We start from the raw sequence: 10,925 nt of genomic DNA on the forward strand, positions 1-10,925 counted from the left end.
AGACGGAGGGATTCGAACCCTCGATACCCGTTACCAGGTATGGCTCCTTAGCAGGGAGCTGGTTTCAGCCACTCACCCACGTCTCCGCATGTCGCAGCGCCGGCGGGCCGGTTGCGAGGGGCGCGCTATAGCCACGCCCCTGCGTACCATCAAGGGGAGTTTTGCGCTTCTTGCGCACCAACCTCTCGACCCCCGCCGCGACTCGCTTCGCCGCATTTTGGATTCGGTTCATCGCCGTTTCATTGCCGCACCGCTCAAAGGGGATTCTTCTCACCGCGCAGCTGTCTGCGCCTATGCCGCCGACACGGAGGGATCGATGACCAAATTCAGACATATCTTGCCACGGCTCGGCCTGGCACTCGCCGCTTTCGGCATGGCCACGGCCCCGCTCGCGGCGCAGGTCGAGACGATCGACCCGGACTCCGCGATCGACGGCGACCTCGTCGAGCAGCCGGGCGACCAGCCGGTCTACGGCGAACCCGACGCCGTGCCGACTTATGCGCCCGAGACCGAGGCCACCGCGCCGGTCGAGACCGAAACCGCGACCGAACAGCCGCAATGGTCGGAACAGGCCGCCGAGGCGGCCGCGAGCGATGCGGTCGATACCGCCGCAGTCGACGACCCGTCCACCACCTACCGCGAGGACGATCTGATCGGTGCGGCCGAAGGCGTCTTCGGCAAGGGCGCGGAAGGTGTCGCCAAGATGATCCGCAAGCTGCTCAAGGACCAGGGCGAACCCAATGCCTACATCGTCGGGCGCGAGGCAAGCGGCGCTTTCATCGTCGGCGCGCGCTATGGATCGGGCACGCTCTACCACAAGGTCGAGGGCGAACTCCCGGTCTACTGGACCGGCCCCTCGATCGGTTTTGATGCCGGCGCCAATGCCGGCAGCACTTTCGTGCTGGTCTACAATCTCTACGACAGCGAGGAACTCTACGAGCGCTATCCGGCAGGCGAGGGGCAGGCCTATGTGATTGGCGGCCTCACCGCCAGTTATTTGCGCAAGGGCGACGTCGTGCTGATCCCGATCCGCATGGGGGCGGGGCTGAGGCTGGGCATCAACGCCGGCTACATGAAGTTCTCGAAAAAGCACCGCTGGCTGCCATTCTGACGGTCTGGGAAAAGGAGCCCTTCGGGTCGCCCAACCATAAATCCGGATGGCTCCGGGGCCGCGGCAGGATTTCCTGTTGCGGCCCTTTCCATATCCGGCGATGAGGCCCCCATGCTTGACCAACTCGAAGCCCAGGCCCCCGACGCGCTGCTCGCGCTCATCAAGATGCACGCGGAGGATCCGCGCGAGGACAAGATCGACCTCGGTGTGGGCGTCTATCGCACCAATGACGGCGCGACACCGGTCTTCCGCTCGATCAAGGCGGCAGAACAGCGGCTGGTCGATACGCAGGATTCGAAGAGCTACCTCGGGCCCGAGGGCGACACCGGCTTCGTCGATGCACTCAAGCCCTATGTCTTCGGCAAGGATGCCTCGATGGGCGGCAGGCTCGAAGGCATGCAGACGCCGGGCGGCACGGGCGCGGTGCGTCTCGCGGTGGCGCTTGCCAAGGCGGCAGGGGTCAGGCGCGTTCACCTCGGCGTGCCGAGCTGGCCCAACCATGCCCAGATCCTGCGGGACGTCGGTGTCGAGACCAGCACCTTCCACCATGCCAAGGCAGACGGCACGGCCGACATCGAGGCGTTGCTCGAAACGATCGACAAAGCGGAACCGACCGACGCCGTGTTGCTGCACGGCTGTTGCCACAACCCGACCGGTGTCGATTACACCGACGAGCAGTGGGCGCAGATCGCCGACGCCTTCGCCGCCAAGGGCGTCCTCCCCATCCTCGACGTTGCCTATCACGGCCTCGGCCGGGGCCTGGAAGATGACGTCGCGGGCGTACGCAAGGTCCTCGCCAAGGTGCCCGAGGCGCTGGTGGCCTATAGCTGCGACAAGAACTTCGGCCTCTACCGCGATCGTGTCGGCGCCTTCTACATGATCGCGAAGCAGCCATCGGACCTTCCCGCGATCACCTCCAACGCCAATGCGCTGGCGCGGGCCAACTGGTCGATGCCGCCCGATCACGGCGGCGCGGCGGTGCGCACCGTGCTGCGCGACGGGGACCTGACCAAGCAGTGGCTCGACGAACTCGACGAAATGCGGGCGCGCATGCGCCGCGTTCGCGCGCGTCTGGCAGCGGCCGACAACGAGGCGCCGGGCCTCAACCTGGCCGCGCTGGGCGACCAGAACGGTCTCTTTGCCATCCTGCCTTTGAGCAAGGACCAGATCGCGAGCCTGCGCGAGGATCACGGCATCTACATGGCCGGATCCGGCCGGATCAACGTGGCCGGCCTGCATGCCGGTAATACCGACAAGTTCATCGCCGCGCTGGCGGACGTCACCAAGGGCTAGGCACGGATGGATCGCCAGCCGACCCTCGAAACCGAGCGGCTGGTCCTCCGTCCGCTTGCCGAAGCCGACCGCGAGCCGCTCTATGCGGTGGCGGGCGATCCCGCCGTGTGGGAGCAGCACCCGATCCACGACCGCTGGCGGCGCGATGTGTTCGACGCCTTCTTCGACCAGGGGCTGGGAAGCAGCGGTGCCTTGGCAGTGACCGACAAGGCCACCGGCGCCGTCCTCGGTTCGACGCGCTACGACAAATACGACCCCGAGGAAGGCGGCGTGGTCGAGATCGGCTGGACCTACCTCGCTCCGCGCTACTGGGGCAAGGGCATCAATCACGAGATGAAGCGCGCGATGCTGGCACATGCCTTCGCCCATGTCGCGCTGGTCGAGTTCCGCGTCGGCGACACCAACTACCGCTCGCGCAATGCGCTGGAAGCGATCGGCGCGGTGCGCACCGATCGCTACGAACTGGAGAAGTACCAGGGCAAGCGCGTGGTGCACCTCGTATACGAGATGACCCGCGAAAGCTTCGCCACCGGCCCGTTGAGCTGACTGCCTGGGCGCTATTCGGCCGCTTGAGGAGCGACCTGCCGGTTGGCTCGCTGCGATTTCTGCCGCGAATTGAAGATCACGAAGGCGGCGAGTACCACGGTAAACAGGGCAAACATCAGCACCCAGCTCGCGGAGAGCAGGAGCGCGATGTTGTCGATGCTGGAGGAGGTCCAGACCTGTAGCGGATCGTTCTCGGCCATCTCGAGCAGCTTGTGATATTCGCCGGGGCATTGCGCTGACGCATCGATCGTAGGATCGACGCGCGCGACTGCCTGCAGTTCGCCGGTCCAGCCGCAACCGAGAATGGCGTCGGTGTCGGTCCCGGGAAGCGCCTTTACGAAACGCAAATGCAGGACGAACTGGGTGGCCATCGAGAGGACGAGTCCGATCGCCGACAGCGCCAGGAACAGGCGGTACCTCCCTTTCCTGCGGGGCAGGAACTGAAAGACCAGGATCAGCGATACGAGGATCGCGACCATTCCCACGAATTCGAGGTTTTCGGGCCACGGCGGAGCCAGGCCCGAGCCGGCTGCAATCAGCGGAGCAAAGACCGATCCCGAGATTACCAACCCGCCGATCCAGCCGAAATCCTCGACGGTCTTCTTGAAATCATCCAGCATCGACATCGAGGGGTTCCTAACGTGTCAGATCGATCGGATCCGGCTGGCTGTTGAGATCCAGCTGACCCGTGCGGACCGCGCCGCCCGGTTGGGTGATCCTGAAGCGGTAGTATCGACCGGGGAGGACAAGTGACGAGCCGAGCATCTCGGTCCAGGCGCAGGATGGGGTATAATAGGAGCCGGTTCTGACCTTGCAGATCCGCGACTTGAGTTCGCTTGTCACCCACACCTTTGCCCCGGCAGGAAGGATGAAGTCGATCGGGTCGGGTGGCGGTGGGGGCGGTGGAGGTGCGGGAGCCGGCGGTGGAGGTGGCGGTGGCCCCTTCCGTCCATTTTCGACCCACTGTTCGTAGCTGCCCCTTTGGGAGTGTGGGCAGAAGGGTTCGAAGATCGCCGTCCGCTTCTCAGTTTTGCCATTTTGGAACATCCGCTGAAGTTCCGCATTCACCGTGCGGATCCCGGCCAGCGGCTCGGTGCGACCCCAGCTCGCCCTTGCCTCGAGAGGCGAGAGATCAACTCCGCCAATCCCGTTTGCGGCCAGGCTTGCGAGGATGACGACGCGGTCGGCCGCACGATAGAAATCGTCATCGCGCTCCGCATCCCGAAAGACATCATCCCACGGGACCTTGGGCTCGCAACGTTCGAGATAAAGCACCGAGACATTCCCCGAGAACGAGAAATTCGCGGGCAGTTGCGCCGCATACCAGTCTGTGCGGGCAGTGCGTTCCCACGCGGTATCGTCGGCCAGATAGGGCTTGTCGTAAATGCGAGCAGGTTCGGTCTTGAAGGAGATCGTGCCGAATTGCTCGGCTATCGGGTCGCGCATTACTTCGACCAGCGCATCGAATTCTGACACTTCCTGCGCATGGAGCGGGGTGGCCAGACACGACAGGCCAAACAACGCCAATAGCTTGTTTCGCATAGTTCCCCCGTCGTCATGCGTCCCGACGGGGCATTACTATCGTGGAAAGGCCTTGGATGGCAATATCGACGTCAGCTAGACGAACGTAACCAGCTTTATTGAGCGCGAAGGCTCTCCATTCTGCGCAAATAGCGCGCCAGCACGTCGATCTCGAGATTGACCGCATCGCCTTCCGACAGATCGCCGAGCGTGGTCACTTCGGCAGTGTGCGGGATGATGTTGAGCGCGAAGCGGACGTCCCCGTTCTCCTCGTCCTCGACCTCGTTCACCGTCAGCGAGACGCCATCCACGGTGATCGAGCCCTTCTCGGCGACATAGGGCGCAATGTCCTCATTCGCGAGGATCTCGAGCCGGGTCGAGCCGCCGATGTCCTCCGCCAGCGCCACGCGGCCGACCGCATCGACATGGCCGGTCACGAGATGCCCGCCCAGTTCGTCGCCCAGCCGCAGCGCGGGTTCGAGATTGAGCCGGCGATCCGGGCGCCACTGGTCCTGCGCGGTGCGGCTGGTCGTCTCTCCCGAAACGTCGACCGCGAACCAGGCGTCGCCTGCCGTGCCCCCCCTGTCGACCACCGTCAGGCAGACGCCCGAACAGGCGATCGACGCACCGATATCAATGCCCGCCGGGTCCCAGGGGCAGGCGATGACGACGCGCAGGTCGCCCCGGTCCTCGATGCTCGTGATGATGCCGATGGCGGTGACGATCCCGGTGAACATGCGTGCTCCTGATTACCGCAGGCGGCTGTAGGCTTCGAAGCTGTCGCTGCCAAGCTGGCGGCGCTCGGCGAGCGCCCAGCGGCCATGCGCGTCGGTGAGGCTGGCGAGGCCGAGCTCGCCGACTGCGCCGCGTCCGCCGCCGATCACTATCGGCGCGCGGTAGAGTTCGAGCCGGTCGACGAGGTCGGCACCGAGCAGGCTTGCGGCGATGTCCGCGCCAGCCTCGACATAGAGATAGAGCGCCTCGAGCGAGGCGATCTGTTCGGGGCGGTTGATGACCTTGACCCCATCGGGCGCGACCCCGCGGGTCAGCACGACGCGCCGCGGGTTGCGATCCTCGAGGCCCGGAAGCCGGACGTCGAGCCGAGGCTTGTCCGCGCGCCAGGTGCCGCCGCCGACCAGGATCGCATCGGCGCGCGCGCGCTGTGCATGAACATGCGCGCGTGCCGTCTCGCCGGTGATCCACTGGCTCGTGCCGTCGGCCATGGCGATGCAGCCGTCGAGCGACATGGCGAGTTTGAGCGTTACGTGCGGGCGGGCGCTGTGGGCGCGGGTGAGATAGCCCGCGAGGCTCGCCGCGGCATCGGGGGAGGCCAGCAGCTCGGCCTCGATCCCCGCCTTGCGGAGGCGCGAGAAACCGTCTCCGGCCGTGCGCGGATCCGGATCCTCGACACCGGCGACCACGCGCGCCACGCCCGCCTTGATCAGCAGGTCACTGCACGCCGAACCGCGTTCGGAGCGGTGGGCGCAGGGCTCGAGAGTGACATAGGCGGTTGCGTCGCGCGCGTTTTCGCCGGCCTGCGCCAGTGCGGCGGCTTCGGCATGCGGGCGTCCGCCAGGCGCGGTCCATCCTCGGCCGACGATCATGCCGTGTTTGACAAGGATGCAGCCGACGCCCGGATTGGGATAGCTCGCCGGGCGCGCACGGCTGGCGAGCCGCGCGGCAGCGGAAAGCCAGCGCGCGTCACTCGTCGCTGCGCTCAACCGCCCGAACCTGCCTGATAGAGCTCGCGCTGACGGGCTTCCGCTGCGGCCTTTTCGCGCGCGTTTTCGATCTCCGCCTCGCGTTCCATCTTGTCGACGTCGAGCCCGGTCGCGCGGCCGAGCGTCTTGTAGGCCTCGACCTTCTTTTCGCGCAGTTCGGCAAGTTCCGCCTCGCGGGCCTCCTTGCGTTTCTGGTTTTCCAGGTTCGAGCGACGGATTTCCTCGTCGCTGCGGCCTTCGGCGAGCGTCGAGATGAAGGTCACTTTGGGGACATCGGGCGGCCGGAAGTGCGATTCGCGCGTCAGCATCGCCAGCCCGCTCAGCGGAATGGCGAAGGACAGCGCCAGCAGCGGCCACCGGTAGGGCCGCGGTTCGCGGATATAATCCCACAGGTCGGCAAGGCCGGCCTTGGCATCGAAGCGTGTCTTGAGGCGCATGACCGCCAAGATAGGAGCTTTCGCCCGGGGGCGCCAGTCAAGCTTAGCCGAACGCCGCGTAGAGCGTGCGGCCATGCCGGCTGAGCCAGCGGTTGGCCTCGTTGATATCGTCTTCGTACAGGCGGTCGAGCAGCGCGTGGAAAGTGGGCGAATGGTCGAAATGGACCAGATGCGCGACTTCGTGCGCGACGACCGAGCGGCGGACGGTATCGGGTGCCTGGACGAGGCGCCAGTTGAGACGGAGCGTGCCTTCCGACGAGCAGCTGCCCCAGCGCCGCCGCGCGCGCGTGAGCTTGACCTCGGAAGGGGGAAGTTCGGCGCGCATGCAATAGTCAGCCGCATCCTCGGCGAAGAGGCGCAGCGCCTCGCCCTCGAGCCAGCGCTGCAAACGCTTTGCGAGCGTATCCTGCGGGCCACCGAGGCTGAGCCTGTCCTCCGACAAGGTTGGCTTGCGGGGAGCATCCTCGCGCCAGTCGAGCGCAATCTCGCTGCCGCGGTAGAGCAGGGCCCCCTCGCGCGCCGGATCACGCCTGTCGGGCACCTTGGCGAGCTGGGCGGCGAGCCAGTCGCGCCGGGCATGGGCGAAGGCGATGGCCTCGGCGCTGCGGCACCAGTGGGGCAGGGTGATGCGCACCGCGCTGCCATCGGGCGCGAGCCGCAGCGTCAGCCGCTTGGCGCGGCGATTGCGGGTGATCTCGATCGGCAGCGTGCGCGTGCCCAGTTCGATCACCGGCTCCAGCGCTTCGCGGCGGAGCCAGTCGATCACGCCGCCTCTCCCTCGTCGAAATCCTCGTCGTCCCACTCGACGATATGGTGTTCGAGCGGGCCTGCCTCGTTCTCGCTCACCACCCGGCCGGCGACCGAGACCCCGGCGCGAACCACGTCCTCGCGATCGCCGGTGAGCAGATAGTGCCAGCGCGGCAGCGGATCCCCGTCGGCGCGGCGACGGTAGGCGCAGGTGGGCGGCAGCCACGAGACGTCGTCGACGATCTTCAGCGTCAGCCGCAGGCAGTCGGGCACGAAGGCCTTGCGGTGCTTGTAGTCGGTGCAGCGCGCGGTCTGCGTGTCGAGCAATCTGCACGCGACATTGGTGTGCTCGATCTCGCCCGTTTCCTCATACTCGACCTTGTGCAGGCAGCAGCGCCCGCAACCGTCGCACAGCGCCTCCCATTCCTCGGCGCTGAGATCGGCCAGCGGCCGCTCCCAGAAACGGTCCCTCAATGCACCCATTTTTCCAGTTCCGCGGCCACTGCTTCGGGGCCCTCGTCGGTCGGCAGGATCGCCAGCGGCTCGCCCTCCGGACCGAACAGATAGGTGATGTTGGTATGACCGACCAGATAGCCGCCGCCATCCTGCTTTTCGCCGATCGAATAGGTCGCGGCGAACGCCCCGGTAATCGCGTCGATCTGCTCCTTGGTGCCCGTCAGGCCGAGGAGGCGGGGATGGAAATTGGCGGTGAATTCCTCGAGCACCGCAGGCGTGTCGCGCCCCGGATCGACGCTGATGAAGAGCGGCTGGATCTTGGCACCGAGCTTGGGATGGTTCTTCTCGAAGGCTTTCACCCCAGCCATCGCCCGCTGGTTGTCGACCGGGCAGACGTCGGGGCAATAAGTATAGCCGAAATAGACCGTGCGGTACTTGCCCTTGAAGTCGTTCCAGCTGACCTTTTGGCCATCCTCGCCCGTCAACGTGAAATCGCCGCCGATCGCGGCGCCGGCCAGCGGCGGTTCCGCAGGCGCGGAATCGTTGCAGGCGGTAAGGACAAGCAGGGCGGCGAAGAGCGGGGTAAGGTTGCGCAGCATGGTCTGTCGGTTCATGGTCTGCTAACCGCCCATCTTCAAGGGCGAGTCAGCCATTCGATTGAGGATAACAGGGGCTTTCATACGGTGAAGCGGTTCGCGAAAAACTTCCTTCTGGCAGCAATTGCGGGGGCGCTGCTCGCCCCCCCGGCGCAGGCCCAGATGCAGCGTGAGGGGTACAAGTTCCTCGAGGCGGTCAAGAAGCACCAGGGCGACGACGTCACCCAGATGATCGAAGAGCCGGGCAGCACCCTGGTCAATACCCGTGACGTGACCAGCGGGGAAACCGCGCTGCACATCGTCACCCAGCGACGCGATGCCGTCTGGCTGAACTTCCTCCTCTCGAAGGGCGCCAATCCGAATATCGCCGACAAGAACGGCACCACCCCCTTGCAGCTTGCCGCGCAGCTCGGTTTTACCGAGGGCGTCGAAATCCTCGCCGAACGCGGGGCCGCGGTGGACGTTCCCAACAGCACGGGCGAGACGCCGCTCATCTCGGCGGTCCACCGGCGCGACAGCGGCCTCGTCCGCCTGCTCATCTCGAAAGGCGCGAGCGCCGACCGGGCGGACAATTCGGGCCGCACCGCGCGCGACTATGCCCGATTGATGGGCGCGCGCTCGGATATGCTCGAGGAAATCGAAAGGGCCGAAGCCGAGCGCGGCGAAAAGGCCGAGGCCTACGGGCCGAACTGAGCGATGGACGTAGCCGATCTCACGCTCGACGAACTGCGCCTCGCGCTCGCACCCGGCATAGCCCAGGCGGCGGTGTTCGACGGCTGGAGCGAGGCAGCGCTCGACATGGCCGCCGACCAGCTCGGCGCCGATCGCGATGTCGCCCGGCTGGCGTTCAAGGACGATGGCGCGATGGGGATGATCTGCGCCTGGATCGAGACGATCGACCGGCAGATGATCCTCGACCTCCCGCCCGAGACGCTCGCGACGATGAAGATCCGCGAGCGGATTCGCAGCCTCGTCCAGTATCGCCTCGATGCCGTCGCGGGCCAGGAAGAGGCGCTGCGCCGCGCGCTCGCGATAATGGCCATGCCGCAGAACGCCGCGCGTGCGCTCAAGACCGGCTGGAACAGCGCCGATGTCATGTGGCGGCTCGCGGGCGATACGGCGACCGATTACAATCACTACACCAAGCGCGCGATCCTCGCGTCGATCTACGGCGCGACGCTGTCGGTCTTCGTTGCCGACGAAAGCGAGGACAAGGCGGAGACGAGGGCATTCCTCGACCGCCGCATCGAAGGCGTCATGACCTTCGAGCGGGTCAAGGCCAAATGGCTCAATCCCGAGCGCGAGCATTTCAGCGTGGCGCGCTTTCTCGGACGTCTGCGGTACCCGGCGCGTTAGCGCGCTATTGATAACCAGTTGCAACAAGCGCGCACATCTGACAGGGCGGCGGCATGACGCTCGACGGGTTCGAACATGAGAAGGCCGCCAGGATCGTGGCGGTGGACTGGGCCGTATTGGCCGAGGACGAAGGCAAGCGCCTCAAGGCGCTGGGCGTGGACGAGGGCGCCGAAGTCGCGGTGATCCATCGCGGCATCTTCGGCACGCGCGACCCGCTCGCGATCCGAATCGGGCGCATGACGATCGCGCTGCGCCGGTCGCACGCGCTTGCCATCGAGGTCGAGCCCGCATGAGCCGCAAACGCACCGCTGCGCTGGTCGGCAATCCCAATTCGGGCAAGTCGGCGCTGTTCAACGCGCTCACCGGCGCGCGCCAGAAGATCGCCAACTACCCCGGCGTCACGGTCGAGCGGAAGGCCGGGCGGCTGGTGCTGCCGAGCGGCGAGCCGGTCGAGCTGATCGACTTGCCGGGTTCCTACAGTTTCGATGCCGCGAGCCCCGACGAGGAGGTGACGCGCCAGGTCGTCCATGGCGAGTTCGAAGGCGAACCCCTGCCCGAGGTGATCATCCTCGTGCTCGACGCGGCCAATCTCGAACAGCATCTCGTGTTCGCGCAGGAAGTGCTCGAACTGGGCCGCCCGACCGTGGTCGCGCTCAACATGATCGACCTCGCCGAGCGCGACGGGCTCGTGCTCGACCCAGCCGCGCTGTCCGAGGCGCTCGGCGTGCCCGTGGTCCCGACCGTTGCGGTCCGTCGCAAGGGGCTTGCCGAGCTGTCCGCCGCGATTGCCGAGGCCGAGAGCCATGCCGACGAGGAAGCACACAAGCGCTGGCACCTGACGCTGCCCGAGCGGCGGCTGTCGGCCAAGATGATGGCGCGCGGCGCGATCCTCTCCAAATCGACCCGCCACACGATAGAGAACGGGGTCGACCGGGTGCTGCTCAATCCGTGGATCGGGCCGGTGATCCTGTTCGGCCTGCTGTTCGTGATCTTCCAGGCCGTATTCGCCTGGGCGACACCCTTCGCCGATGCGCTCGAGGCCGGAGTCGGCGCGATCTCGAGCCTCGTGACGGACACCCTGCCACCCGGCATCGTCCGCGATTTCCTCACCGAGGGCGTGCTTGCCGGCGTCGGTTCGGTG

The 10,925-nt window shown here is 66.3% G+C and carries 15 protein-coding genes; 7 read left to right on the plus strand and 8 right to left on the minus strand.

What is annotated here, in order from left to right:
• The first annotated feature begins 316 nt into the window (after nt 1-316).
• From ACN4E0_RS08825 to ACN4E0_RS08835, 3 genes are all read left to right on the plus strand, one after another.
• Nucleotides 317-1,111, plus strand: coding sequence for a DUF1134 domain-containing protein (locus ACN4E0_RS08825; protein WP_419567200.1), 795 nt, complete (start codon nt 317-319; stop codon nt 1,109-1,111).
• A gap of 111 nt (nt 1,112-1,222) precedes the next feature.
• A complete protein-coding gene (locus ACN4E0_RS08830) occupies nt 1,223-2,404 on the plus strand; it encodes an aromatic amino acid transaminase (RefSeq protein WP_419567202.1) in 1,182 nt (393 codons plus the stop codon).
• A gap of 6 nt (nt 2,405-2,410) precedes the next feature.
• Nucleotides 2,411-2,950: a GNAT family N-acetyltransferase gene (locus ACN4E0_RS08835; protein ID WP_419567204.1), complete on the plus strand. Its 540-nt coding sequence runs from the start codon at nt 2,411-2,413 to the stop codon at nt 2,948-2,950.
• An 11-nt stretch (nt 2,951-2,961) separates the two neighbouring features.
• Here the strand turns inward: ACN4E0_RS08835 and ACN4E0_RS08840 are convergent, their stop codons facing one another.
• The 8 genes from ACN4E0_RS08840 to ACN4E0_RS08875 all read right to left on the minus strand — a co-directional run bounded on the left by ACN4E0_RS08840 (nt 2,962) and on the right by ACN4E0_RS08875 (nt 8,446).
• Nucleotides 2,962-3,576: a hypothetical protein gene (locus ACN4E0_RS08840; RefSeq protein ID WP_419567206.1), complete on the minus strand. Its 615-nt coding sequence runs from the start codon at nt 3,574-3,576 to the stop codon at nt 2,962-2,964.
• Nucleotides 3,577-3,586: 10 nt separating this feature from the next.
• A complete protein-coding gene (locus ACN4E0_RS08845; RefSeq protein ID WP_419567208.1) occupies nt 3,587-4,492 on the minus strand; it encodes a hypothetical protein in 906 nt (301 codons plus the stop codon).
• A 95-nt stretch (nt 4,493-4,587) separates the two neighbouring features.
• Nucleotides 4,588-5,208, minus strand: coding sequence for a riboflavin synthase (locus tag ACN4E0_RS08850; protein WP_419567209.1), 621 nt, complete (start codon nt 5,206-5,208; stop codon nt 4,588-4,590).
• Nucleotides 5,209-5,220: 12 nt separating this feature from the next.
• On the minus strand, nt 5,221-6,192 hold the full coding sequence (gene ribD / locus ACN4E0_RS08855; protein WP_419567211.1) for a bifunctional diaminohydroxyphosphoribosylaminopyrimidine deaminase/5-amino-6-(5-phosphoribosylamino)uracil reductase RibD: 972 nt from the start codon (nt 6,190-6,192) through the stop codon (nt 5,221-5,223).
• Nucleotides 6,189-6,629 carry a hypothetical protein gene (locus ACN4E0_RS08860; RefSeq protein ID WP_419567213.1) on the minus strand — a complete coding sequence of 147 codons (441 nt, stop codon included), beginning with the start codon at nt 6,627-6,629 and terminating at the stop codon, nt 6,189-6,191. Before ACN4E0_RS08860 ends, ribD begins: the two co-directional genes overlap by 4 nt.
• 43 nt (nt 6,630-6,672) lie before the next feature.
• Complete coding sequence (locus tag ACN4E0_RS08865; RefSeq protein ID WP_419567215.1) at nt 6,673-7,395, minus strand: M48 family metallopeptidase; 723 nt, start codon at nt 7,393-7,395, stop codon at nt 6,673-6,675.
• Entirely contained in the window at nt 7,392-7,859 is a 468-nt protein-coding gene (locus tag ACN4E0_RS08870; protein ID WP_419567217.1) for a YcgN family cysteine cluster protein, read from the minus strand. The genes ACN4E0_RS08865 and ACN4E0_RS08870 overlap by 4 nt, the downstream gene beginning before the upstream one ends.
• Nucleotides 7,847-8,446, minus strand: a complete 600-nt coding sequence (locus tag ACN4E0_RS08875) for an SCO family protein (protein ID WP_419567219.1) — start codon at nt 8,444-8,446, stop codon at nt 7,847-7,849. The genes ACN4E0_RS08870 and ACN4E0_RS08875 overlap by 13 nt, the downstream gene beginning before the upstream one ends.
• A 69-nt stretch (nt 8,447-8,515) precedes the next feature.
• On the opposite strand from ACN4E0_RS08875, the gene ACN4E0_RS08880 reads away from it, so the two are divergent.
• The 4 genes from ACN4E0_RS08880 to ACN4E0_RS08895 all read left to right on the plus strand — a co-directional run.
• Nucleotides 8,516-9,121: an ankyrin repeat domain-containing protein gene (locus tag ACN4E0_RS08880; protein WP_419567220.1), complete on the plus strand. Its 606-nt coding sequence runs from the start codon at nt 8,516-8,518 to the stop codon at nt 9,119-9,121.
• 3 nt (nt 9,122-9,124) lie between these two features.
• Complete coding sequence (locus ACN4E0_RS08885; RefSeq protein ID WP_419567221.1) at nt 9,125-9,784, plus strand: COQ9 family protein; 660 nt, start codon at nt 9,125-9,127, stop codon at nt 9,782-9,784.
• Nucleotides 9,785-9,837: 53 nt separating this feature from the next.
• Nucleotides 9,838-10,077, plus strand: a complete 240-nt coding sequence (locus tag ACN4E0_RS08890; RefSeq protein ID WP_419567223.1) for a FeoA family protein — start codon at nt 9,838-9,840, stop codon at nt 10,075-10,077.
• The coding region (locus ACN4E0_RS08895; protein WP_419567224.1) for a FeoB small GTPase domain-containing protein at nt 10,074-10,925 on the plus strand (852 nt) is incomplete at its 3' end. The genes ACN4E0_RS08890 and ACN4E0_RS08895, both read left to right, overlap by 4 nt.

This window comes from Qipengyuania sp., from assembly GCF_048550555.1.
Classification (GTDB): Bacteria; Pseudomonadota; Alphaproteobacteria; order Sphingomonadales; family Sphingomonadaceae; genus Qipengyuania.